The organism is Jatrophihabitans sp. YIM 134969 (genome assembly GCF_054456675.1).
In genome coordinates this window covers 14,377-37,551 of record NZ_JBTJEQ010000046.1, presented here as the reverse complement: position 1 = coordinate 37,551, position 23,175 = coordinate 14,377, and the positions used below count along the sequence as shown (strand labels likewise).

Genomic DNA, 23,175 nt, shown 5'->3' with positions numbered 1-23,175 from the left:
GGGCCGGGCGCTCACGCCGGGTGCGCGCCGCCTCGGCAGCCGCCGCGGCCTCACGCTCGGCGCGGGTGCCGCCGGCGACCTCGCCCTTGTAGATCCAGACCTTCACGCCGATGCGGCCGAAGGTGGTGCGGGCCTCGTAGAAGCCGTAGTCGATGTTCGCGCGCAGCGTGTGCAGCGGGACGCGACCCTCGCGGTAGAACTCCGAGCGGCTCATCTCGGCGCCGCCGAGGCGACCGCCGCACTGGACCCGGATGCCCTTGACCCCGGGCGCCTTGAGCGTCGACTGCATCGACTTGCGCATCGCGCGGCGGAAGCTCACGCGGTTGGAGAGCTGCTCCGCGACACCCTGGGCGACGAGCTGGGCGTCGGACTCGGGGTTCTTGACCTCGAGGATGTTGAGCTGGACCTGCTTGCCGGTGAGCTTCTCGAGGTCGCCGCGGATGCGGTCGGCCTCGGCGCCGCGGCGGCCGATGACGATGCCCGGACGCGCGGTGTGGATGTCGACGCGCACACGGTCGCGGGTGCGCTCGATCTCGACCTTCGCGATGCCGGCGCGCTCCATGCCCTTGGACATGAGCTTGCGGATCGCGACGTCCTCGCCGACGTAGTCCTTGTAGAGCTTGTCGGCGTACCAACGGCTCTTCCAGTCGGTGGTGATGCCGAGTCGGAACCCGTGCGGGTTGACCTTCTGTCCCATCAGCGGGCCCGTCCCTTCTTCGTGTCGGTGCGCTCCACGCTCTCCACCTCGATGGTGATGTGGCTCGTGCGCTTGTTGATGCGGTACGCGCGACCCTGCGCCCGCGGCCGGAACCGCTTGAGGGTCGGGCCTTCGTCGACGTAGGCGGCGGACACGAACAGCGTCTCGGGGTCGAGACCGTTGTTGTGCTCGGCGTTGGCGATCGCGCTCGCGAGCACCTTGCCCACCTGCTCGGCCGCGGCCTGCGGCGCGAACTGCAGAACCGACTGCGCCTGCCGGGCGGGCAGGTTGCGGATGAGCTCGATGACGCGGCGCGCCTTCATCGGCGTGACCCGCACGTAGGTGGCCCGCGCGAAAGCGGTCCGGACCTCGTCCGTGCTGGCTCGGTTGCCGAGGCTTGGGGATGACATCTGGAGCGTGTCCTCTTCTGTCTACGTCTCGACCGATCGGGTGCGCGCGGCGTCAGCCGCGGCGCGCCCGCCGGTCGTCCTTGATGTGGCCGCGGAAGGTGCGGGTCGGCGCGAACTCGCCGAGCTTGTGGCCGACCATGCCCTCGGTGACGAACACCGGGACGTGCTTGCGGCCGTCGTGCACGGCGATGGTGTGGCCGAGCATGTCGGGGATGATCGTCGAACGCCGCGACCAGGTCTTGATGACGGCCTTCGAGTTCTTCTCGTTCGCGACGTCGACCTTCTTGAGAAGGTGGTCGTCGACGAACGGACCCTTCTTCAACGAACGGGGCATGTCCTACCTACCTCAGCGCTTCTTGTTGGTGCGGCGACGCCGCACGATCATGGCGTCACTGGCCTTGCCGCGCTTGCGGGTGCGGCCCTCGGGCTTGCCGTTGGGGTTGACCGGGTGGCGACCACCGGAGGTCTTGCCCTCGCCACCACCGTGCGGGTGGTCGACCGGGTTCATCGCGACACCGCGGACGGAGGGGCGCTTGCCCTTCCACCGCATGCGGCCGGCCTTGCCCCAGTTGATGTTGCTCTGCTCGGCGTTGCCGACCTCGCCGACCGTGGCGCGGCAGCGCACGTCGACGTTGCGGACCTCGCCCGAGGGCAGGCGCAGCTGGGCGTACGGACCGTCCTTGGCCACGAGCTGGACGCTCGCGCCGGCGGAACGGGCCATCTTCGCCCCGCCACCGGGCCGCAGCTCGATGGCGTGCACGGTGGTACCGACCGGGATGTTGCGCAGCGGCAGGTTGTTGCCGGGCTTGATGTCAGCCCGCGGGCCGTTCTCGATCTGGTCGCCCTGCTTCAGCGACCGCGGCGCGATGATGTAGCGCTTCTCGCCGTCGGCGTAGTGCAGCAGCGCGATGCGCGCGGTGCGGTTGGGGTCGTACTCGATGTGCGCGACCTTGGCCGGCACGCCGTCCTTGTCCGCCCGGCGGAAGTCGATGAGCCGGTAGGCGCGCTTGTGCCCACCACCCTGGTGACGGGTGGTGATCCGACCGGAGTTGTTGCGGCCGCCCTTGTTGTGCAGCGGGCGGACGAGCGACTTCTCGGGCTCGCTGCGGGTGACCTCGGCGAAGTCGGCGACGCTCGAGCCACGACGGCCCGGGGTCGTCGGCTTGTAGTTGCGGATAGCCATGGTTGTCCAGTCCCTCAGTTCCCGAAGACGTCGATACGGTCGCCGTCACGCAGGGTGACGATGGCGCGCTTGATCGCCTTGCGACGGCCGAACCCACCGCGGGTGCGCTTGCGCTTGCCCGCGCGGTTCAGGGTGTTCACGTCGGTGACCTTGACCGAGAACACCTTCTCCACGGCGATCTTGATCTGGGTCTTGTTGGCGTCCGGGTGCACCTCGAACGTGTACTTGTTCGCGTCGAGGAGCCCGTAGCTCTTCTCCGAGATGACCGGAGCGAGCAGGACGTCGCGGTGGTCGTCGAACATCAGACGGTCTCCTCGGTCTCGCTGCTGGTGGCCGAGGCGGTCGCGGACTTGCCCTTCGGCGGTCCGGCGACGAACGACTCCAGCGCGGCGGTGGTGAACACGACCTGGTCGCTGACCAGCACGTCGTACGTGTTGAGCTGGTCGGCGTAGATCAGGTGGGCGGCCGCGGCGTTGCGCAGGCTCTTCCAGGTGCCGGCCTCGGTGCGGTCGACCACGAGCAGGACCTTGCCCTGCTCCACGACCGACGCCAGGTTGGCCACGGCGTCGCGGGTCGAGGGCGTCTCGCCCGTGACCAGGCCGGTGACGACCTTGACGCGCTCCTCGCGGGCCCGGTCCGAGAGGGCGCCGCGCAGGGCGGCGGCCTTCATCTTCTTCGGGGTCCGCTGGGCGTAGTCACGCGGCACGGGGCCGTGCACGACGCCACCGCCGGCGAACTGCGGCGCACGGGTCGAACCCTGACGGGCGCGGCCGGTGCCCTTCTGGCGGTAGGGCTTCTTGCCGCCACCACGCACCTCGCCGCGGCCCTTGACCGCGTGGGTGCCCTGGCGGGCGGCGGCGAGCTGGGCCGTGACGACCTGGTGGATGAGCGCGACGTTGGTCTGCGCGTCGAAGATCTCCGAGGGGAGATCGACCGTGGTGGCCTTCGCGTCGGCGTCGAGCGGGTTGCTGACCGTCACGGTCAGGTGCTCGGCGGCGTCGCTCTTCTTGAGGTCTGCGGTGGCGGCCATCAGGCGGTGCCTCCCTTCGCGGCGGTGCGGACGACGAGCAGCGCACCCTTGGGGCCGGGGACGGCACCCTTGAGCAGCAGCAGGCCGCGCTCGGTGTCGACCTTGTGGACCCGCAGGCCCGCGGTCGTCTGCTGGGCGTGGCCCATGCGGCCCGCCATGCGGGTGCCCTTGAAGACGCGACCCGGGGTCGAGCAGCCGCCGATGGAACCCGGCGAGCGGTGCTTGCGCTGGACGCCGTGGCCCGCGCCGAGGCCGCGGAAGCCGTGACGCTTCATGACGCCCGCGGTGCCCTTGCCCTTGGTGGTGCCGGTGACGTCGACGAGCGCGCCGTCGGCGAACACGTCGGGGCCGAGCTCCTGGCCGACCTCGTACTCACCGGCGAGCGAGGTGCGCAGCTCGACCAGGTGGCGACGGGGCGTGACGTCGGCGGCCTTGAAGTGGCCGGCGACCGGCTTGGTCACCTTGCGGGGGTCGATCTCGCCGTAGCCGAGCTGCACGGCCTCGTAGCCGTCGCGCTCGGGGGTGCGGACCTGCGTCACCACGCACGGGCCGGCCTTGACGACCGTCACCGGGACGACGCGGTTGTTCTCGTCGAACACCTGCGTCATGCCGAGCTTCTCGCCCAGCACCGCGCGGTACGGGTACGAGACCCCGCTGGGGTTCTTCGGGCGGGCGCCCAACGTTCCTGTCATCGTCTGCTCTCTCGCTGTCTACGTCTGTTCGCTGGCTGTCGTCGACTCGTCAGATCACTGGATGTTGACGTCGACGCTCGCCGGCAGGTCGATGCGCATGAGCGCGTCGACGGTCTTCGGCGTGGGGTCGAGGATGTCGATCAGACGCTTGTGCGTCCGCATCTCGAAGTGCTCCCGGCTGTCCTTGTACTTGTGGGGCGACCGGATGACGCAGTAGATGTTCTTCTCGGTCGGCAGCGGCACGGGGCCGACGACCTGCGCGCCCGTCCGGGTCACGGTGTCGACGATCTTGCGCGCACTGGCGTCGATGGCTTCGTGGTCGTAGGCCTTGAGCCGGATGCGGATCTTCTGTCCCGCCATGGGTCTGTCACCTTCGCTGTGGTCTGTGTCGTGCAGCCGTGTCGCGTACTGCAGGTTCGGTCTCGCCCCGGTTCTCGTTCTCCGGGAGAGCGGTGGAGCATCGTGCGTGGGCGGTGGCCGGGAGGATCAGGCCTCCCGGCCACCGCCGTCGATCACTTGACGATCTTGGTGACGCGACCCGCACCCACGGTGCGGCCACCCTCACGGATGGCGAACCGCAGGCCGTCCTCCATGGCGATCGGCTGGATCAGCTCGACCGACATCTCGGTGTTGTCGCCCGGCATGACCATCTCGGTGCCCTCGGGGAGGGTCACGACGCCGGTCACGTCGGTGGTGCGGAAGTAGAACTGCGGGCGGTAGTTGTTGAAGAACGGCGTGTGCCGGCCGCCCTCGTCCTTCGAGAGGATGTAGACGTTCGCCTCGAAGTTCGTGTGCGGCGTCGAGGTGCCCGGCTTGATGACGACCTGGCCGCGCTCGACGTCCTCACGCTTGATGCCGCGCAGGAGCAGACCGACGTTCTCGCCCGCCTGGCCCTCGTCGAGCAGCTTGCGGAACATCTCGATGCCGGTGACCGTGGTCGTCTGCTTGTCGGGGCGGATGCCCACGATGTCGACGGTCTCGTTCACCTTGAGGATGCCGCGCTCGATACGGCCGGTGACGACCGTGCCGCGACCGGTGATCGTGAAGACGTCCTCGATCGGCATGAGGAACGGCTTCTCGGTCTCACGCTCGGGCTGCGGGATGGCCTCGTCGACCGCGTTCATGAGCTCGAGGACCTTCTCGGCCCACTCGGGGTCACCCTCGAGCGCCTTGAGCGCCGAGACGCGGACGATCGGAGCGTCGTCGCCGGGGAACTCGTACTGGTTGAGCAGCTCGCGGACCTCGAGCTCGACGAGCTCCAGGATCTCCTCGTCGTCGACCATGTCGGCCTTGTTGAGGGCGACCACGATGTAGGGGACGCCGACCTGGCGGGCCAGGAGCACGTGCTCCTTGGTCTGCGGCATCGGGCCGTCGGTGGCGGCCACGACCAGGATCGCGCCGTCCATCTGGGCCGCGCCGGTGATCATGTTCTTGATGTAGTCGGCGTGACCGGGGCAGTCGACGTGCGCGTAGTGACGCTGCTCGGTCTGGTACTCGATGTGCGCGATCGAGATCGTGATGCCGCGCTGACGCTCTTCCGGCGCCTTGTCGATCATGTCGAACGCCTGGGTGTCAGGGTTCAGCGCCGGGTACTTGTCGTGCAGGGTGCGCGAGATCGCCGCGGTCAGGGTCGTCTTGCCGTGGTCGATGTGACCGATGGTGCCGATGTTGACGTGCGGCTTGCTGCGCTCGAACTTGGCCTTCGCCACTTCCGATTCCTTTCGAGAGGTCGTGCTGCGATGTCTGTGGGGAGGAGCTTGCGGATCTAGCGGGTCGTGCTGGTCACTCGCCGTTCGCCTTGGCGATGATCTCCTTGGCGACGTTCGAGGGGACCTCGGCGTAACTGTCGAACTGCATGGAGTAGTTCGCCCGGCCCTGCGTCTTGCTGCGCAGGTCACCGACGTAGCCGAACATCTCCGACAGCGGGACGAGCGCCTTCACGACACGGATCCCGTTGCGCTCCTCCATGGCCTGGATCTGGCCACGGCGGGAGTTGAGGTCGCCGATGACGTCGCCCATGTTCTCCTCGGGCGTGGTGACCTCGACGGCCATCATCGGCTCGAGCAGAGCGGGGTCCGCCTTGCGGGCGGCGTTCTTGAACGCGATCGAACCCGCGATCTTGAACGCCATCTCCGAGGAGTCGACCTCGTGGTAGCCACCGTCGAGCAGCGTCATCTTGACGCCGACCAGCGGGTAGCCCGCGAGGATGCCGTACTGCATGGCGTCCTGCGCGCCGGCGTCGACCGAGGGGATGAACTCCTTCGGGATGCGACCACCGGAGACCGCGTTGACGAACTCGTAGCTCGGGCCGTCGTTGCTCATGTCCAGGGGTTCGACCTTGATCTGGACCTTCGCGAACTGGCCGGAGCCACCCGTCTGCTTCTTGTGGGTGTAGTCCTCGCGCTCGACGACCCGACGGATCGTCTCGCGGTAGGCCACCTGCGGCTTGCCGACGTTGGCCTCGACGTGGAACTCGCGCTTCATCCGGTCGACGAGGATCTCCAGGTGGAGTTCGCCCATCCCCTTGATGATGGTCTGGCCGGTCTCCTCGTCGTTCTGGACCTGGAACGTCGGGTCCTCCTCGGCGAGCTTCTGGATCGCGACGCCGAGCTTCTCCTGGTCGGACTTGGTCTTGGGCTCGATGGCCACGTTGATGACCGGGTCCGGGAACGTCATCGACTCGAGCACGACCGGCTTCTGCGCGTCGGCCAGGGTGTCACCCGTGGTCGTCTGCTTCAGGCCCGCGACGGCGATGATGTCGCCGGCCGACGCCGTGCTCAGCTCGTCACGCTTGTTCGCGTGCATCTGGTAGATCTTGCCGACCCGCTCCTTGCGGTCCTTGGTCGAGTTCAGGACCTGCGAACCCTGGACCAAGGTGCCGGAGTAGATGCGGACGAACGTGAGCTTGCCGAGGTGCTGGTCGGTGGCGATCTTGAACGCCAGGGCCGACAGCGGCTCCGAGGTGTCGGGCTCGCGGCTGGCCTCGGTCGAGCCGTCCATCAGCGTGCCGTGCACCGCGCCGACGTCGAGCGGCGAGGGCAGGTAGTCGATGACGGCGTCGAGCATGGGCTGGACGCCCTTGTTCTTGAACGCCGAACCGGTGAGCACCGGGTTGATGAGGTCGGCCAGGGTGGCGCGACGGATCGCGGCCTTGAGCTCGGCCACCGGGATGTCCTCGCCGTCGAGGAACTTCTCCGCGATGGAGTCGTCGACGTCGGCGAGGGTCTCCAGCAGCGTCTCGCGCCACTGGGCGGCCTGGTCGGCGAGCTCGGCCGGGATCTCCTCGACCGCGTAGTCCTCACCGAGCTTGGTCTCGCCGCGCCAGGTGAGGGCGCGCATCTCGACCAGGTCGACGACGCCGATGAAGTCCGACTCGTTGCCGATCGGGATCTGCAGCACGGCCGTGTTGGAGTTCAGCCGCTCCTTCATCATGTCGACGCAGCGGAAGAAGTCCGCACCGGTGCGGTCGAGCTTGTTGACGAAGCACATGCGCGGCACGTGGTACTTGTCGGCCTGGCGCCAGACCGTCTCGGTCTGCGGCTCGACACCCGCGACACCGTCGTAGACCGCGACCGCGCCGTCGAGGACGCGGAGCGAGCGCTCCACCTCGACGGTGAAGTCGACGTGCCCGGGGGTGTCGATGATGTTGATGGTGTGGTTCTTCCAGGTGCACTTCGTCGCGGCGGACGTGATGGTGATGCCGCGCTCCTGCTCCTGCTCCATCCAGTCCATCGTGGCGTTGCCGTCGTGGACTTCGCCGATCTTGTAGTTGATGCCGGTGTAGAAGAGGATGCGCTCGGTCGTGGTGGTCTTGCCGGCGTCGATGTGCGCCATGATGCCGATGTTGCGGACGGACGCGAGCGAGGCGTTGTCAGCCATGGTGGGTGTTCACACCCTCTCTGTCAGAAGTTCGTGCGGGCGGTTCGAGGATCGCTCTCCCCACCCAGGGGATTACCAGCGGTAGTGGGCGAAGGCCTTGTTCGACTCGGCCATCTTGTGCGTGTCCTCGCGGCGCTTGACGCTCGCGCCGAGGCCGTTGCTGGCGTCGAGGAGCTCGTTCATCAGCCGCTCGGTCATCGTCTTCTCGCGGCGGGCGCGGGAGTACATGATCAGCCAGCGCAGGGCGAGCGTGGTGCTGCGGCCGGGGCGGACGTCGATCGGCACCTGGTAGGTGGCGCCACCGACGCGGCGGCTCTTGACCTCGATCGACGGCTTGACGTTGTCCAGCGCGCGCTTGAGGGTGACGACCGGGTCGGTGCCGTTCTTCTCGCGGCAGCCCTCGAGAGCGTCGTAGACGGTGCGCTCGGCGAGCGACTTCTTGCCCGACAGCAGCACCTTGTTCACCAGCTGGGTGACGAGCGGCGAGCCGTAGACGGGGTCGACGACGAGCGGACGCTTCGGAGCGGGTCCCTTGCGGGGCATGTCAGCTCTTCTCCTTCTTCGCGCCGTAGCGGCTGCGCGACTGCTTGCGGTTGCGGACGCCCTGGGTGTCGAGCGAGCCACGGATGATCTTGTAGCGGACGCCGGGGAGGTCCTTCACCCGACCGCCGCGGACGAGCACGATCGAGTGCTCCTGGAGGTTGTGACCCACACCGGGGATGTAGGCGGTGACCTCGACCCCGCTGGTCAGCTTCACGCGGGCGACCTTGCGCAGCGCCGAGTTCGGCTTCTTGGGGGTGGTCGTGTAGACGCGAGTGCACACCCCACGACGCTGGGGCGACCCCTTGAGAGCCGGGGTCTTCGTCTTCTCGATCTTGTCCTGCCGACCCTTGCGGACCAGCTGATTGATCGTGGGCATGCGGCCTACGTTCTCCCTGTCGATGTGTTCAGCACGAACTGTTCGTCCCGCCCGGCGACCCCGGTGTCCGACTCGCCCGGTCCACGGGGTCGGGCGTGTCGCGCCCTGTCCCCGCGGCGAGGCTCCGACGGATTCCTCCGCCGGATCGGTCACCCGGATCTCCTGCTGCGCCACGCCGGACCCCCGGCCTCCCCAGCGTTTCCGGGGCCTGTGACAGCCTGACCGGACCTGCGGGCGCCGGGCGCCCGAGGTGCGGGCGCGCGGATGCGCCCAGATCTCTCCGGGCACGAGGCTCCACTCTACGCAGTCGCCTGCGGAGGCGCAAAGACGGGGGTCAGGAGCGCCCGGAGACCCCCCTCACGCCACCCCGTCCGCCCGCTCGCGGCCCACCCGGCCGCCGCTCGCACCCCCGGCCGGCCGTTCGGGCGGCGCGGGCTCGGCGTCGGAGCGGTCGACGACCAGGAGGCGGGGTTCCGGTCGTTCCGCCGGGCGGCCTGGGACCACGAGGTCGGGTCAGGTCACCGATCAGCCGGCGGGGCCGAGCCAGGTGTCGAGGAGGTCGGGCAGGCCGAGGGGGTACACGGTGTCGGCGGTGGTGGCGAGGTCGGCGCGGGTCCACCAGCGCTGCTCGACGACGGTGCGCAGCTCGAGGTCGGTCCAGCCGGAGCGGTCGGGGGCGACGTCGTCACCCTCGACGTCGAGGGCGGCGAGGTAGAACCGCTCGCTCTGCTCCACCGTCAGGCCGTCGAACGCGAAGGCGGCGGCGGGGCGTTCCCAGACCGGGCCGACGAGCCGGCCCTCGACGGCCAAGCCCGCTTCCTCGCGGACCTCCCGCACGGCGGCCTCGGCGTACGTCTCCCCCGCCTCGGCGCCGCCGCCGGGGGTGAACCACCAGGTGCCGGCGTCCGGACGGGCCGGGTCGCCGCCCCGGAACAGCAGCACCCGGCCCTGCCGGTCGAGCACGACCACCCGGGCGGCCCGACGGCGCAGCACGCCGTCGGGGCCGGGGACGTCACCGGTCAGCTCGTCGCCCGGCCGGCCCGGGCCCGGAGCCGCCGGTGCGCCTCCGGGAGAACTCAGCCCTGCTCCCGCATCGCCCGCAGGCCCTGCTTGAGCGACCCCATCGTGGCGAGGACGGCGGTGGGCTCGTAGCCGCAGTGGGCCATGCAGTTGTTGCACCGCTCGTCACGGCCGCGGCCGTACTTGCTCCAGTCGGTCTTCTCGATCAGGTCCTTGTAGGTGCGCGCGTAGCCGTCGTCCATGAGGTAGCACGGACGCTGCCAACCCAGCAGCGAGTACGACGGGATGCCCCACGCGGTGCACTCGTAGTCGACCTTGCCCTCGAGGAAGTCGAGGAACAGCGGCGAGTGGTTGAGCCGCCACTTCTTGCGGTTGCCGTTCGCGAAGGCCTTGGTGAACAGCTCGCGGGTCTCGGTCACGCCGAGGAAGTGGTCCTGGTCCGGCGCCTTCTCGTAGGCGTACGCCGGGCTGATCATCATCGAGTCGACCTTGACCTCGTCGTTGAGGAAGTTCAGCACGTCGATGATGGTCTGCGGGGTGTCGGTGTTGAAGAAGGTCGAGTTCGTGGTGACCCGGAAACCCTTCTCCTTGAGGAACTTGATGGCGGCGACGGCTTCGTCGAACACGCCCTCCTTGGCCACCGACTCGTCGTGGCGCTCCTGCAGGCCGTCGACGTGGATCGCGAACGAGAAGTACGGGGACGGCTTGAAGTCGAACTTGTCGAAGCGCTTGCGCACCAGCTCGGCGTTCGTGCAGAGGTAGACGTACTTCTTGCGCTTGACCAGCTCGTTGACCATCTCGTCGATCTGCGGGTGCATCAGCGGTTCGCCGCCCGCGATCGAGACCATGGGGGCGCCGCACTCCTCCATCGCGGCGACCGCACGTTCGACCGGCATCCGCTGCCGCAGGAGGTTCGCGGGCTGCTGGATCTTGCCGCAACCGTTGCACTTGAGGTTGCAGGCGAACAACGGTTCCAGCTCGACGATCAGCGGGAACTTCTCGTTGCGCTTGATGTACTTCTGCGTGAACAGGTACGCGCCCATGCGCATCCCCTGCCGAAGCGCCAGTGCCATTGACGTAGACCTTTCCCTTGCCCTCTAGATCGACCGCGGCAGGGAGAACCGGATGTCCTCGCGTGCCACGACGCGTTCTTCGACCTCGACCGGACCGAGCGCGCGCAACGTCGCGACCACTTCGTCGACGAGGTGCGGAGGTGCTGAAGCACCGGCTGTGAGCCCGACGGTACCCGCCCCCGCGATCCACTCGGGGCGGATGGAATCGGCGTCCTCGACGAGGTACGCGGGCGGTCCCTCACGCTCCGCGACCTCGACGAGACGCACGGAGTTCGACGAGTTCGCCGAGCCCAGGACGAGCACGACGTCGCTCTCGCGGGCCACCGTGCGCACGGCCTGCTGGCGGTTGGTCGTGGCGTAACAGATGTCGTCCGACGGCGGCTCGGCGAGCGCGGGGAACCGGGCGCGCAGGACGTCGACGACGGCCGCCGCCTCGTCGACCGCGAGGGTGGTCTGCATGAGGTAACTGACCTTCGACGGGTCGGGGACCTCGACGGTCGCCGCGGCCGCGGCGTCCTGGACCAGGGTGATCCGACCGGGCGCGTGGCCGAGCGTCCCCTCGGTCTCGTCGTGGTGGTCGTGGCCGATGAACAGCACGGTGTCGTCGCGGGCGACGAACCGCTTGGCCTCGGCGTGCACCTTCGACACCAGCGGGCAGGTGGCGTCGACGACGACCAGCCCGCGGGACTCGGCGTCGGCCCGGACGGCCGGCGCGACCCCGTGCGCCGAGAGCACGACGGCGGTGTCTTGCGGCAGGTTCTCCGGCAGGTCGGTGAGCTCGTCGACGAACACCGCACCGCGGGCGCGCAGGTCGTCGACGACGTGCTGGTTGTGCACGATCTGCCGGCGGACGTAAACGGGGTGCGGGTGGGTCCGCAACGCCCGTTCGACGATCTCGATGGCCCGGTCGACCCCGGCGCAGAACGACCGCGGGCCGGCGAGCAGGGCAGTACGGGGGCGCGCCAGCTGCCCCCAGTCGGCGAGTAGCGGACCGATGCGTCGCAGGGTGGCGAGTGCCCGAGCGCCGGCGGGGACCGTGGCGAACCGGCCGATCGGCGTGTGCGCGGTGTCGACGACCACGCGCACCACCGCGACCGGCTGCATCCCGCGCCGCAACGCCTCGCGCACCAGCGGGGCCGACTCCATGTCCACGGCTGCCGCGCCCGTGGCCGCGAGCTCGGTCCGGCACCCGGTGACGACGTGGTCGGTGGTGAGGACCGGGGCGTGGTGCACGGTCAGACCGGCCGCCCGCAACGCGGCGACCAGCGGGGCGGCACCGGGTAGCACGACCGAGCCCTCGGAATCGCGGACCTCGCTGGCGACGACGACGTCCCCGGACTCGACGTCGGCCGCGAGTCCCCCGGCCACACCCGCGACGACCATCGCGGTCGGGGGCGGGGCGGCGTCGGGCCAGTCCTCGACGAACCGTTGCACCCGTTCTGGACCCATGCCGCACCGGACGACGAGCGCGCCGGGGACACGGTCACGCAGGGCGAGCCACTCGGTCCGCAGGGCGGTCACGACCAGCAGGCGGGGATCGTTGCTCACTGCAACCGACCGATCGCGGCGAGCGGGAACACGATCCGGTACATCTCGTAGTTGATGTAGAAGTCGCCGGGAAAACCCGTGCCGGTGAACAGGTCCTCGGCCCAGCTGCCGTCGGCGCCCTGGGTGTCGGCGAGCCAGGCGAGGGCCCGCCGGGTCGGCTCGCCGGTCTCGCCCGCGGCGTGCAGCGCCAGCAGCGCCCAGGCCGTCTGCGAGGCGGTCGACGTGCCCCGCCCGATCCAGGCCGGGTCGTCGTAGGAGCGCAGGTCCTCACCCCAGCCGCCGTCGGGGTTCTGGTGCGTGAGCAGCCACGCGACCGCGCGCCGGATCGGCGCGCTGTCGGGCGAGGTGCCCGCCGCCACCAACGCGGGTACGGCCGCGCCGGTGCCGTAGACGTGGTTGACGCCCCAGCGGCCGAACCAGGAGCCGTCGGCCTCCTGGTGCTCGAGCAGCCACCGCCGGGCGTCGCCCGCGGGACGGCCGCCCGCCTCACCGAGCGCGGCGTACATCTCCAGCACGTGGGCGGTGACGTCCGCGCTCGGGGGGTCGGTGACGGCGCCGAAGTCCGAGAACGGGAGCTTGGCGATGAGGGTGCTGGTGTTGTCGGCGTCGAACGCGCCCCAGCCGCCGTCACGCTCGGTCTGCATGCCGGTGACCCACCGGGCGCCGCGGGCGATGGCGTCGCGGATCTCGGCGTCGCGCTCCGGGCGGGCCCCGAGCACGCGGTGCAGGGCGAGGACGACCTCGGCGGTGTCGTCGATGTCGGGGTAGAGGTCGTTGGCGAACTCGAACGCCCAGCCGCCGGGCTCGAGCCCCGGCCGGCGCACCGACCAGTCGCCGCGGACGCGCACCTCCTCGCCGAGCAGCCAGTCGACGGCCTGGTTCACGGCCGGGTCGTCGGCCGGCACCCCGGCGTCGAGCAGCCCGATCACGGCGAGCGCGGTGTCCCACACCGGCGACTGGCAGGCCTCGAGCCGGCGCACCTCGCCGTCGGGGCCGCTCTCACGCACGAGGAAGCCCTCCAGACCGGCGATCGCGGCCTTGAGCACGGGGTGGTCGAGCGGGTAGCCGAGCAGGTGCAGGGCGAGGATCGAGTACACCCACGGCGGTTGGATGCCGCCCCAGCCGCCGTCGGCCTCCTGGCGGGCGATGATCCACTCGGCGGCGCGGCGGAACGCGGTCTGCCGGCCGAACTGGATCGGCGAGCGCTGGTAGGTCTTGAGCGCACGGTCGAGCGCCTCGAACCCGGTCACGACGAGGCGGTCACGGCGGTTGGTCGGGGCGGGCTTGGCGCGCGGGCGGGTGTGGGTCCGCAGCTCGACGAGCGTGAACGGCAGCGGTCGCACCGGCTGCAGCGTGGCGACGACGGTGATGGGGACGACGGTCTGGCGCGCCCAGCAGGCCCAGTCGTACACGTTGAGGGGCACCCACGAGGGCAGGAGCACCAGTTCCGGCGGCATGGCGGGCAGGTCGTCCCAGGCCCACTCACCGAACAACGCCAGCCAGATCCGCGTGAACACCCGGCTGGCCTCGAGGCCACCCTGCTCGAGCACGAACCGGCGGGCGGCGCTCAGGTGGGGGCTGTCGGTGGTGTCACCGGCGAGCCGCAGCGCGGCGTAGGCCTCGATCGTGGTCGAGAGGTCCGGCGGGCCACCCTCGAACAGCGACCAGGTGCCGTCGGGCCGCTGCTGCGACCGGATCCAGCGCGCGGCGGCGGCGAGGTCGGCCGGATCGAGGATCCCGAGGAACTGCCGCAGGAGCAGGTCCTCGGCGTCCATCGTCACGTTGGTGCGCAGCTCGCCCTTCCACCACCCGGCGGGGGCCTGCCGCGCGCGCAGGTGGTCGACCGCCCGGGCGAGCACCGCTGCGGTGGCGCCGGGAGCGCGGGCGTCGGGATCGGAACCGTCCGGATCGGGGTGGGAAGGCCCGAGGAGGTCGACCGGAACGAAGTCGAGCGTCAGGATGGTCCCCTTCCCCCACCGGCGTGTCTCCACACCTGCCTGACAGTAGTTAGACAGGCAAACCATAACTTCCACGGCAGCGTGGCGGGACCAGTGTGTCGTACGAGGCGTGACGGACGCACCACCCCACGCCGGATCTCCTGACGCCGACCGTCAGTGGTCGCGACCCACGACGAACCGCGCGACCTGTTCCAACTCGGCCCGCGCGGCGGGTTCGAGCGCGCCCCGGTCGAGGGCGGCGAGGGCGCGCTCCAGCCGCGCCTGCGCCTCGGTCTCGGCCCAGTCCAGGCCGCCGGACTCCCGCAGCAGGGCCGCCGCGCGGTCGACGTCGGCCTCCGCATCGGGCGGACCCCCGGCCAACAACGCCTCGAGTTCGGCCGAGGCCGCGGAGCCGCCGGCCAACGCGGCCACGACCGGCGCGCTGCGCTTGCCGGCCCGGATGTCCGACGACGACGACTTGCCCGTGACGGCCGGGTCACCCTCGATGCCGAGCACGTCGTCGACGAGCTGGAACGCCATGCCCAGCTGCTCGCCGAACTCGGCCAGGGCGTCGACGGTCTCCCGCGACCCGCCCGCGAGCACCGCCCCGATCGAGGCCGAGCAGGCGAGCAGGGCGGCGGTCTTGCCGGCCTCCATGTGCAGGACGTCGTCGACGGTGAGGTCCGTGCGCTTCTCGTACGCGAGGTCCTCGGCCTGACCGGTGATCAGCCGCTGGGTCGCGGCGAGCAGCGTCGAGACCGCGGCGGTGGCGTGCGGGCCCGACTCCTGCACGGCCTCGATGGCCGCGATGAGCATGGCGTTGCCCGCGAGGATGGCCTGGCCGTCGCCGTAGACGGCCCAGCCGGTCGGCCGGTGCCGCCGCTCGACGTCACGGTCCATGACGTCGTCGTGCAGCAGCGAGAAGTTGTGGACCAGCTCGACCGCGACCGCGCCCGGGACGCCGACGAGCGGGGCGGCGCCCGCCGCTCGCGCGCCGAGCACGGCGAGGGTCGGCCGGACGGCCTTGCCGCCGCCCGCGGGCCGGGGCGTGCCGTCGGCCTCGACCCAGCCCATCTGGTAGCTGGCGATCAGCCGCATGCGCTCGTCGAGGCGGTCGACCGCGGCCCGGAGGGGAGCGTCGACGAGCGCGCGGGCCGCCGCGATGGCGGGCGGCGACGCGACCGAGACGTTCATGCGGGCATCCCTTCCGAGCTGCGGATCCTGGACAGTCTGCCTCCCGGCGGTGACGACCCTGCCGAGGCCCGGTCGTCGAAGCGGCTGCCGGGGTCGTCGCCGAGCAGCGTCGCCGCGGCGGCGTGGCCGCTGCGCACGGCGCTCTCCATCGTGTCCGGCCAGCCCGTCGCGGTCCACGCCCCGGCCAGCACTACCGCAGAGGTGCCGGGGACCCGCGGCCCCGGACGCAGGGGGGCGGTGCCGGCCGCCTGCCGGAAGGTCGCACGCCGCTCGCGGGTCACGAAGAACTCGAGCACGTGGGCCGTGCGGGCCCGGGGGAACAGCGTGGCGAGTGCGTCGAGGAACCGGGGCCGCAGGGTCTCGACCGGCTCGTCGATCTCGCGGTCGGCGGCCGAGACCGTGACGGCCAGGTACTGCGCGCCGGGCGTGCGGGCCGCGAGCCCGGACGACGCGGTGCGGTCGAAGACCCACTGCACCGCGGAGCCGACGCCCGCCGCGAAGGCGTGTCCGGTGACCGGCCGGTCGTAGACGACGTGCACGTTGACGATCGGCGACGCCCCCAACCCGGCGGTCGCCGGGGGGACGGAACCGGCGAGCTGGGCGGCCGTGGTGTGCGGGACCGCCAGCACGACGGCGTCGGGCTGCAGGGTCTCGTCGGCTCCCCCGCGCGCGGCGACGGTCACCCGGCCGTCGGGCGCGACCTCCCGGACCTTCACGGTGCGACGCACCTCGACACCGGCACGGGCGAGCGCCGCCGCCGCGAGGTCGTCGTGCAGGTGGCCGAGCGGCACGGTCGCGTGGCCGATGTCCGCGGCCTCGGGCTGGTCGAGCAGTCCGGTGCGGAACACCGTCGCGGCGAGCGCCAGGCTGGCGTCGTCGGCGCGCAGGTTGAGGGTGGCGGTGCCGACCACGTCGAAGAGGGCGGCGAGCGTCGCGTCGTCCTGGCCGTGTCGGCGCAGGTAGCCGCCGAGGGTGTCGGTGTCGAGCGCGGGGTCGGCGGGGTCGAGGCGCTGCAGGGCGGTCGCGCCGCGGATGGCCCGCAGCCGCGCGAGCGGGGGCAGCACCCGGTACGTGAGCAGTGCCTTGGCGAGGTGGGCCGGTACCGGCAGCCCCGAACGCCGCAGCCGCGCCGAGGTCCCCGGTGCCACGACGTGCTGGTCCGCGCCCGCGATCACCGGGATGTCGAGGCGGCGTTGCAGGCTGGTCGACGAGGTCGCGTCGACCCGCTCGAGGAAGCCGCGGTAGGCGGTGCAGCACCGCAGGAACACGTGCTGGCCGTTGTCGATCGTGAGGTCGCCGCGGGCGAAGGAGAACGCCGCCCCGCCCAGACGCGGCTTGGCCTCGAGCAGCGTCACCCGCTCGCCGGCGTCGGCGAGGCGTAGCGCGGCCGTCACCCCGGCCAGGCCGCCGCCGACCACGACGACGTTCACGGCAGGAGCGCCTTCCCGGCGATCCGCAGCTTCGTCCCCGTGGGCAACGACGCCCGACCGGTCATCATCTGCTGGGGGTTCTCGGCGAGACGGGTCAACAGTTCGCGGTAGATACCGGCCATGGCGGCGCAGCAGGCGCGCGAGCGGTGGTCCAGCATCGGCAGCAACCGGAAGCCTTCGTCGTACAGCCCGGCCGCGCGGGCGGCCTCGAACCGGACGACCTCGGCGAGCGCGCCGTCCTGCGGGTCGAGCGTGCCATCGGGGCGCAGTTGCAGGGTGCAACCGAACAGGTCGAGGTCGTCCTGCGGCAGGTAGACGCGGCCGTTGCCCAGGTCCTCGCGGACGTCGCGCAGGATGTTCGTGATCTGCAGGGCCAGGCCGAGGGTGTCGGCGTGACCGGACGCCCGCTCGCGGTCGGCGTCGGCCCCGTCGCCCAGCAGTTGCGGTGGCGCGAAGACCCCCAGCGAGAGCCGCCCGATCGAGCCCGCGACGTCGCGGCAGTAGCCCAGGGTCTCGGCGAAGGTGCGGTACCTCGTGCCGCGCACGTCGAGTTCGCACCCGTGGACCAGTTCCTCGAAAGCGTCGAGCGGGATCGGGAAGTGCCGGGCGGCGTCGAACAGCGCGACGAGCACGGGATCGTCCGCGGGCGGCGCGTCGGCGCGGATCTGCTCGCGGGCGGTGGCGAGGTCGGCGAGCTTCTGGTCGGCGGGCAGGTCACCGTCGCCGATGTCGTCGATGCGCCGCGCGAACGCGTAGACGGCGGAGAGCGCGCGCCGTTTCGGGGTGGGCAGCAGCTTGATGCCCCACGCGAAGTTCTTGGCCTCGGCGGTGGTGATGCGCTCGCACTCGGCGTAGGCGGCGTCCAGGGCGACGGGGCTCATCCCCGGCCCGCCAGCAGTCGCAGGGCGTGCCGGGCCGTCGCGGCCTTCGAGGGCGTCACCGTCGGCCCGGTCGTCCGGAACCCGGCGCCCCGCAGGGCGTCGACCGTCGCGAGTCCCCCCGCCACGAACCCGGCCACGGCCAGACGTGCCCACCCGGACAGGCTCCGCACGAGCGGCGGTCCCGAGCGCAGCAGCGCTTCGGCCCGCTCGACGTTGACGGCGACGGCGTGCGCGCTGGAGCCGCGGGCGAGGTCGGCCTGCGGCAGGTAGACGCGCCCGCGGGCGGCGTCCTCCTCGACGTCCTGACAGTGCTCGAGCACCTGCAGGGCGGTGCAGACGTCGTCGGACCAGGCGACGCGGTCGGGGGTCGCGGCGTCCGCGACGTGCAGCACGATCCGCCCGACCGGGTCGGCCGACAGCCGGCAGTAGGCGACCAGGTCGGCGAAGGTGGCGTAGCGGCCCACGCGCTGGTCGACCCGGTTGGCCTCGACCAGGTCGTGCAGTGGCCGGTCCGGCACGCCCGCCGCGCGCACGGACGCCAGCGCCGCGACCGGAGCGAGGCGGGGACGCTCGGCGTCGAGGTCGGCGTCGACGAGGTCGAGCAGGCGCAGCCGGTCCTCGGCACCGGCCGGTAGGCCGTCGACCCGGTAGTCGGCGTCGCCGACGTCGTCGACGAACCGGGCGAAGTCGTAGACGGCCAGCAGGTGCCCGCGTGGGGTCCGGGGCAGCGCGCGCAGGGCGACGGGGAAGTTCTCCGCGCCCGCCTGGCCGCGCGCGGATCCGGCGAGCGCCTCGAGCACGTCGATCCCACCGGGCGCCACCACGACGGAGAACAGTAGCCGCGCGCGCGGACCTCTCCGTGTCACATCCGGGTTGTACCGTTCCCACGTGGTCGAACCCGCTGTGCCGGAATCCTTCCAGGGCCGCGCGCCGGCCGGTCGTTTCGACCTGCCGGGCCTGCTCGCGGCCCGTGGCGAGGAGCGCTACGCGCTGCACCGCGCCCACATGAACCCGCAGTTGCCCCGCATGTTGCAGACGATCGGTTTCGACAAGACCTACGTCCGGGCCGAGGGCGCGTTGCTGTTCGACGAGACGGGTGCGGACTACCTCGACATGCTCGCGGGGTTCGGCGTGTTCGCGCTCGGCCGTCACCACCCCGAGGTGCGGCAGGCCGTGCACGACGTCCTCGACGCCGACCTCGCCGACATGACCCAGTTCGACTGCGCGCCGCTCGCGGGTCTGCTGGCCGAGAAGCTGCTGACGACGACCCCCCACCTCGACCGGGTGTACTTCGGCAACAGCGGCACCGAGGCCGTCGAGGCGGCGATCAAGTTCGCGCGCTACGCCACCGGGCGCAACCGGATCCTCTACCTCGACCACGCCTTCCACGGCCTCACCACCGGGTCGCTGTCGCTCAACGGGGCGAAGGAGTTCCGCAAGGGTTTCGGTCCGCTGCTGCCGGACACCGCGCTCGACCTCGACGACCTCGACGGGCTGCGGCGTGAGCTCGACCGCGGCGACGTCGCGGCCTTGGTCGTCGAGCCGATCCAGGGCAAGGGCGTGGCGGTGCCGGCGCGGGGCTGGCTCGCCCAGGCGCAGCGGCTGGTGCACGAGCACGGTGCGCTGTTGGTCGCCGACGAGGTGCAGAGCGGCATCGGCCGCACCGGTGACTTCTGGGCCTACCAGCACGACGTCGTGCAGCCCGACATCGTCGCCGCCGCGAAGGCGCTCTCGGGCGGGTACGTGCCGGTCGGGGCGACCATCGCGTCGGACGCCGTGTTCCAGAAGGTCTACTCGACCATCGACCGGGTGCTGGTCCACGACTCCACGTTCGGCTCGAACGCCCAGGCCATGGCCGCGGGCCTCGCCACCCTGCACGTCATGGAGCGCGACGACGTCGCGGGCAACGCCCGGCGCATGGGCGACCTGCTGGTCGAGCGGCTGCGGGAGCTGCAGGGCCGGTTCGAGATGATCGGCGACGTCCGCGGCCGCGGGCTCATGATCGGCATCGAGTTCACCCGGCCGTCGTCGTGGAAGTTGCGGGGCGCGTGGACCGCCCTGCAGGCGGCGAGGGTCGGCCTGTTCTCGCAGACCGTCGTGCACGCGCTGTTCCACCGCCACCGCATCCTCACCCAGGTCAGCGGCGACCACCTCGAGGTCATCAAGCTCATCCCGCCGCTGATCGTCACCGAGGCCGACGTCGACCGCTTCGTCGAGGCCTTCACCGACGTCATGGTCGACGCCCACAAGGGCGCCGGGCTGATGTGGGACTTCGGGCGCAGCCTGATCAAGCAGGCGGCCGCCCAGAAGAGCGGCGGCGCACGGTGACCGAGTCCGGCACCGTCGCTCCGGATCCGTTCTCGCTCGAGGGGTTCCAGGCCCAGCCGCGGCTGACCGGCATCACGGCCACACCGGACGGCACCCGCGCGGTCGTCGGGGTGTCGTCGTTGAACGCCGACGGCACGAAGTTCGTCGGCGCGCTCTGGGCCGTCGACACCGCGGGCGGGCAGCCGGCCCGGCGGCTCACCCGCAGCAGCAAGGGCGAGAGCTCGCCCCGCTTCACACCTGACGGCGACCTGCTGTTCGTCTCCGCCCGCCCGCTACCTCCCGGCCCGTCGGGATCCGGCTCCGGCGACGACGACCCGGCGTCGCTGTGGTTGCTGCCCGGTACCGGCGGGGAGGCCCGGCCGGTCGTCACCCGCAGCGGCGGGGTGGGCGGTTTCGCCGTCGCGCCCCGCGCCGGCACGGTCGTCGTGGTCGCCCCGGCGCTGCCGGGTTCGGCCGACGAGGCGGCCGACGCCGAGGCGGTGGAGGACCGGAGGAGCGGCAAGATCTCGGCGATCCTGCACGAGGGCGTGCCGGTCCGGTACTGGGACCAGGACCTGGGCGCCGCGCAGAACCGGCTGTTCGTCGCCGTCCCGGGCGAGAACGCCGACGAGACCTGGACCCTGCGCGATCTCACCGGCCCGGTCGGCCACGCGCTGGACCACGCCGCGCCGGACGTCTCCCCCGACGGTTCGACGGTCGTGACCACCTGGGCCGTCCCCGAGGTCGACGGCGCGACCCGCTCGACCGTGGTCGCGGTCGACGTCGTCACCGGCGCGGTCCGCACCCTGGCCGACGACGACCACCACGAGTTCGACGGCCCCCGCGTCTCCCCCAACGGCACGTCCGTGGCGATGCTCCGCGAGGGCCGGACCAGCCCGACGGTGTCGCCGACCCTCGAGGTCGTCGTCGTGCCGCTCGCCGGCGGGCCGGCCCGGGTGCTGACCACGGGCTGGGACGGCTGGGCGTACTCCGTGCGGTGGACCCCCGACTCGGCGGCGCTGGTAGTCCACGCCGACCTCGGCGGCCGGTCGCCCCTGTTCCGGGTGCCGGTCGACGGCTCGTCGGCCCCCGAGCGCCTCACCGTCGACCACGGCGCCTACCCCGACTTCGAACCCCTGGCCGACGGCCGGATCGTGGCGCTGCGCAACGCCTGGGACGCCCCGCCCGCCCCGGTGGTCGTCGCCGACGACGGCACGGCCGTCCCGCTCCCCGGCCCGGCCGCGCCCGCCGCGATCCCGGGCCGGCTCGAGGAGATCGAGGCCACGGCCGAGGACGGCACACCGCTGCGCGCCTGGCTCGCCCTGCCCGCCGGCGCCTCCACGGCCGACCCGGTGCCGCTCGTGCTGTGGGTGCACGGCGGTCCGCTGTCGTCGTGGAACAGCTGGTCGTGGCGGTGGAACCCGTGGCTGCTCACCACCCGCGGCTACGCCGTGCTGCTGCCCGATCCCGCTCTGTCGACCGGGTACGGCCAGGCGATGATCGACCGCGGCTGGGGGGCGTGGGGCGGCGCGCCGTTCACGGACGTCATGGCCCTCACCGACGCCGCCGAGGCTCACGAGGCGGTCGACCCCTCCCGGACCTCGATGATGGGCGGTTCGTTCGGCGGCTACATGGCCAACTGGATCGCGGGCCACACCGACCGGTTCGCGGCCATCGTCAGCCACGCGTCGCTGTGGAACCTCGACACGTTCGGCGCGACCACCGACGCCCCCTGGTACTGGGGGCGGGAGATGTCGCAGGAGTTCGCCCACGCCAACTCCCCGCACCGGTTCGCGGCGCAGATCGTCACGCCGATGCTGGTGGTCCACGGCGACAAGGACTACCGGGTGCCGATCGGCGAGGGGCTCGCCCTGTGGTGGGCGCTGCATCACGAGGCGCCCCGGGCCGCGGGTGAGGACGGCGACACCCCGCCGGCCGTCGAGCACAAGTTCCTCTACTACCCCGACGAGAACCACTGGGTGCTCACCCCGCACCACGCCGAGCTCTGGTACGAGACGGTCTTCGCGTTCCTGGACCACCACGTCCGCGGTGAGCCCTGGGTCCGACCGACCCGTCTCGGCTGACACCGCCCGCGCGCCCTGTCCTCGCCGTCAGGCCGGGTGCTCGGGTGGCGGCCGCAGCGAGGTGATGGCCTCGGACCGAGCTACCAGCACGACGCCCGCGACCATGCCGGCCAGGCACAGCGACTGCAGCAGGATGCTCACGGCGTCGCCGGCCACCCGGTCGCCGAGCACGGAGATGCCGAGCGCGATGCCCGCCACCGGCTCGGCCGCCACGAGCGGCGGCAGGGACCAGTGCAGGTCGGCGACCCGGAAGGCGCTCTGCAGCAGCAGCAACGCGACCGCGGCGGAGCCGATGACGACCAGGCTCCACCAGGAGTGGAAGGCGTGGGTCCAGTCGCCCAGCAGCGCCTGCCGGGTCGCGGCGTCCTGCAGCCCGAGGAGGATCCCGGCGCCGGTCGAGAGCAGGACGGCCTCGGTGCGACCGCCCCGGCGACGCGCGACGACCACGACCACCAGCACCACGGCGACCGTGGCGGCGAGGGCCAGCACCACGATCGCCCGCGGCGACTCCGGCGCGGGCCGCGGTTCCGGGTCGGCCGCCACGAGGAACCCGCCGAGTGCGGCACTGAGCAGCAGCGCCCCGATCGCCTCGGGCAGTCGGATGCGGTGGCGACCGAGCCGTGCTGCGACGGCGAACGCGAACAGCAGGTTGGTCGACAGCAGCGGCTCGACGACCGCGAGGCCCGCGAGCGCGAGCGCCCAGGCGGCGAGCAGCTGCCCGACGATCCCGAACCCGAGGCCGACGAGCCACTCCCGCCGGCGGAGCAGGTCGAGCAGCAGCCGCCAGTGCAGGATCTCGGCGAGCGGGACCGTGGCCGCGGCCCGCTGCTGCAGGACGTAGCCGACGGCGAGGCACAGCGCTGCGACGACGCCGACGGGGTAGACCACGCG

General features: G+C 71.7%; 23 protein-coding genes. 2 read left to right on the top strand and 21 right to left on the bottom strand.

From position 1 onward, the window contains the following. From rpsC to ACXR2U_RS19340, 20 genes are all read right to left on the bottom strand, one after another. The coding region (gene rpsC / locus ACXR2U_RS19435; protein ID WP_458826732.1) for a 30S ribosomal protein S3 at positions 1-697 on the bottom strand (697 nt) is incomplete at its 3' end. Further along, positions 697-1,107 carry a 50S ribosomal protein L22 gene (gene rplV / locus ACXR2U_RS19430; protein WP_458826731.1) on the bottom strand — a complete coding sequence of 137 codons (411 nt, stop codon included), beginning with the start codon at positions 1,105-1,107 and terminating at the stop codon, positions 697-699. The genes rplV and rpsC, both read right to left, overlap by 1 nt. A gap of 52 nt (positions 1,108-1,159) precedes the next feature. Beyond that, positions 1,160-1,441 (bottom strand): 30S ribosomal protein S19, encoded by a 282-nt coding sequence (gene rpsS / locus ACXR2U_RS19425; protein ID WP_458826730.1) that lies wholly within the window; start codon positions 1,439-1,441, stop codon positions 1,160-1,162. A 12-nt stretch (positions 1,442-1,453) separates the two neighbouring features. Next, positions 1,454-2,290: a 50S ribosomal protein L2 gene (gene rplB / locus ACXR2U_RS19420; protein WP_458826729.1), complete on the bottom strand. Its 837-nt coding sequence runs from the start codon at positions 2,288-2,290 to the stop codon at positions 1,454-1,456. 14 nt (positions 2,291-2,304) lie between these two features. After that, the gene (gene rplW, locus ACXR2U_RS19415; protein WP_458826728.1) at positions 2,305-2,592 is read right to left on the bottom strand and encodes a 50S ribosomal protein L23; all 288 of its coding nucleotides are present in this window, start codon (positions 2,590-2,592) and stop codon (positions 2,305-2,307) included. Further along, positions 2,592-3,320 carry a 50S ribosomal protein L4 gene (gene rplD, locus ACXR2U_RS19410; RefSeq protein ID WP_458826727.1) on the bottom strand — a complete coding sequence of 243 codons (729 nt, stop codon included), beginning with the start codon at positions 3,318-3,320 and terminating at the stop codon, positions 2,592-2,594. Before rplD ends, rplW begins: the two co-directional genes overlap by 1 nt. Then, on the bottom strand, positions 3,320-4,012 hold the full coding sequence (rplC, locus tag ACXR2U_RS19405; RefSeq protein WP_458826726.1) for a 50S ribosomal protein L3: 693 nt from the start codon (positions 4,010-4,012) through the stop codon (positions 3,320-3,322). Before rplC ends, rplD begins: the two co-directional genes overlap by 1 nt. 54 nt (positions 4,013-4,066) lie before the next feature. Beyond that, on the bottom strand, positions 4,067-4,372 hold the full coding sequence (gene rpsJ / locus ACXR2U_RS19400; protein WP_458826725.1) for a 30S ribosomal protein S10: 306 nt from the start codon (positions 4,370-4,372) through the stop codon (positions 4,067-4,069). 152 nt (positions 4,373-4,524) lie between these two features. Then, positions 4,525-5,721 (bottom strand): elongation factor Tu, encoded by a 1,197-nt coding sequence (tuf, locus tag ACXR2U_RS19395; protein WP_458826724.1) that lies wholly within the window; start codon positions 5,719-5,721, stop codon positions 4,525-4,527. Positions 5,722-5,794: 73 nt separating this feature from the next. Further along, on the bottom strand, positions 5,795-7,891 hold the full coding sequence (fusA, locus tag ACXR2U_RS19390) for an elongation factor G (RefSeq protein WP_458826723.1): 2,097 nt from the start codon (positions 7,889-7,891) through the stop codon (positions 5,795-5,797). A gap of 72 nt (positions 7,892-7,963) precedes the next feature. After that, the gene (gene rpsG / locus ACXR2U_RS19385) at positions 7,964-8,434 is read right to left on the bottom strand and encodes a 30S ribosomal protein S7 (RefSeq protein ID WP_458826722.1); all 471 of its coding nucleotides are present in this window, start codon (positions 8,432-8,434) and stop codon (positions 7,964-7,966) included. A gap of 1 nt (position 8,435) precedes the next feature. Next, positions 8,436-8,810, bottom strand: a complete 375-nt coding sequence (gene rpsL, locus ACXR2U_RS19380) for a 30S ribosomal protein S12 (RefSeq protein ID WP_458826721.1) — start codon at positions 8,808-8,810, stop codon at positions 8,436-8,438. 525 nt (positions 8,811-9,335) lie between these two features. Next, positions 9,336-9,803: an NUDIX hydrolase gene (locus ACXR2U_RS19375; protein WP_458826720.1), complete on the bottom strand. Its 468-nt coding sequence runs from the start codon at positions 9,801-9,803 to the stop codon at positions 9,336-9,338. Positions 9,804-9,886: 83 nt separating this feature from the next. Further along, positions 9,887-10,903: an adenosyl-hopene transferase HpnH gene (gene hpnH / locus ACXR2U_RS19370; protein ID WP_458826719.1), complete on the bottom strand. Its 1,017-nt coding sequence runs from the start codon at positions 10,901-10,903 to the stop codon at positions 9,887-9,889. A gap of 24 nt (positions 10,904-10,927) precedes the next feature. Continuing rightward, positions 10,928-12,451 (bottom strand): 4-hydroxy-3-methylbut-2-enyl diphosphate reductase, encoded by a 1,524-nt coding sequence (gene ispH, locus ACXR2U_RS19365; protein WP_458826718.1) that lies wholly within the window; start codon positions 12,449-12,451, stop codon positions 10,928-10,930. Continuing rightward, the gene (gene shc / locus ACXR2U_RS19360) at positions 12,448-14,310 is read right to left on the bottom strand and encodes a squalene--hopene cyclase (protein ID WP_458826734.1); all 1,863 of its coding nucleotides are present in this window, start codon (positions 14,308-14,310) and stop codon (positions 12,448-12,450) included. Before shc ends, ispH begins: the two co-directional genes overlap by 4 nt. A gap of 252 nt (positions 14,311-14,562) precedes the next feature. Continuing rightward, positions 14,563-15,582, bottom strand: coding sequence for a polyprenyl synthetase family protein (locus ACXR2U_RS19355; RefSeq protein ID WP_458826717.1), 1,020 nt, complete (start codon positions 15,580-15,582; stop codon positions 14,563-14,565). Continuing rightward, entirely contained in the window at positions 15,579-17,012 is a 1,434-nt protein-coding gene (gene hpnE / locus ACXR2U_RS19350; RefSeq protein WP_458826716.1) for a hydroxysqualene dehydroxylase HpnE, read from the bottom strand. Before hpnE ends, ACXR2U_RS19355 begins: the two co-directional genes overlap by 4 nt. Beyond that, positions 17,009-17,893 (bottom strand): phytoene/squalene synthase family protein, encoded by an 885-nt coding sequence (locus tag ACXR2U_RS19345; RefSeq protein WP_458826715.1) that lies wholly within the window; start codon positions 17,891-17,893, stop codon positions 17,009-17,011. Before ACXR2U_RS19345 ends, hpnE begins: the two co-directional genes overlap by 4 nt. Beyond that, positions 17,890-18,717, bottom strand: coding sequence for a squalene/phytoene synthase family protein (locus tag ACXR2U_RS19340; protein WP_458826714.1), 828 nt, complete (start codon positions 18,715-18,717; stop codon positions 17,890-17,892). The genes ACXR2U_RS19345 and ACXR2U_RS19340 overlap by 4 nt, the downstream gene beginning before the upstream one ends. A gap of 64 nt (positions 18,718-18,781) precedes the next feature. Here ACXR2U_RS19340 and ACXR2U_RS19335 point away from each other — a divergent pair, with 64 nt between their 5' ends. Both ACXR2U_RS19335 and ACXR2U_RS19330 read left to right on the top strand, forming a co-directional pair. Then, entirely contained in the window at positions 18,782-20,221 is a 1,440-nt protein-coding gene (locus ACXR2U_RS19335; RefSeq protein ID WP_458826713.1) for an aspartate aminotransferase family protein, read from the top strand. Continuing rightward, on the top strand, positions 20,218-22,284 hold the full coding sequence (locus tag ACXR2U_RS19330; RefSeq protein WP_458826712.1) for a S9 family peptidase: 2,067 nt from the start codon (positions 20,218-20,220) through the stop codon (positions 22,282-22,284). The genes ACXR2U_RS19335 and ACXR2U_RS19330 overlap by 4 nt, the downstream gene beginning before the upstream one ends. 27 nt (positions 22,285-22,311) lie before the next feature. On the opposite strand, the gene ACXR2U_RS19325 is transcribed toward ACXR2U_RS19330, so the two are convergent. Beyond that, a complete protein-coding gene (locus ACXR2U_RS19325; RefSeq protein ID WP_458826711.1) occupies positions 22,312-23,172 on the bottom strand; it encodes a DMT family transporter in 861 nt (286 codons plus the stop codon). Positions 23,173-23,175: the final 3 nt, after the last annotated feature.

Excerpts from the sequence above, each read along its gene's own strand:
- rplV (WP_458826731.1), bottom strand. The coding sequence starts at position 1,107 with ATGTCATCCCCAAGCCTCGGCAACCGAGCCAGCACGGACGAGGTCCGG.
- rpsS (WP_458826730.1), bottom strand. The coding sequence starts at position 1,441 with ATGCCCCGTTCGTTGAAGAAGGGTCCGTTCGTCGACGACCACCTTCTC.
- rplB (WP_458826729.1), bottom strand. The coding sequence starts at position 2,290 with ATGGCTATCCGCAACTACAAGCCGACGACCCCGGGCCGTCGTGGCTCG.
- rplW (WP_458826728.1), bottom strand. The coding sequence starts at position 2,592 with ATGTTCGACGACCACCGCGACGTCCTGCTCGCTCCGGTCATCTCGGAG.
- rplD (WP_458826727.1), bottom strand. The coding sequence starts at position 3,320 with ATGGCCGCCACCGCAGACCTCAAGAAGAGCGACGCCGCCGAGCACCTG.
- rplC (WP_458826726.1), bottom strand. The coding sequence starts at position 4,012 with ATGACAGGAACGTTGGGCGCCCGCCCGAAGAACCCCAGCGGGGTCTCG.
- rpsJ (WP_458826725.1), bottom strand. The coding sequence starts at position 4,372 with ATGGCGGGACAGAAGATCCGCATCCGGCTCAAGGCCTACGACCACGAA.
- fusA (WP_458826723.1), bottom strand. The coding sequence starts at position 7,891 with ATGGCTGACAACGCCTCGCTCGCGTCCGTCCGCAACATCGGCATCATG.
- rpsG (WP_458826722.1), bottom strand. The coding sequence starts at position 8,434 with ATGCCCCGCAAGGGACCCGCTCCGAAGCGTCCGCTCGTCGTCGACCCC.
- rpsL (WP_458826721.1), bottom strand. The coding sequence starts at position 8,810 with ATGCCCACGATCAATCAGCTGGTCCGCAAGGGTCGGCAGGACAAGATC.
- hpnH (WP_458826719.1), bottom strand. The coding sequence starts at position 10,903 with ATGGCACTGGCGCTTCGGCAGGGGATGCGCATGGGCGCGTACCTGTTC.
- ACXR2U_RS19355 (WP_458826717.1), bottom strand. The coding sequence starts at position 15,582 with ATGAACGTCTCGGTCGCGTCGCCGCCCGCCATCGCGGCGGCCCGCGCG.
- ACXR2U_RS19345 (WP_458826715.1), bottom strand. The coding sequence starts at position 17,893 with ATGAGCCCCGTCGCCCTGGACGCCGCCTACGCCGAGTGCGAGCGCATC.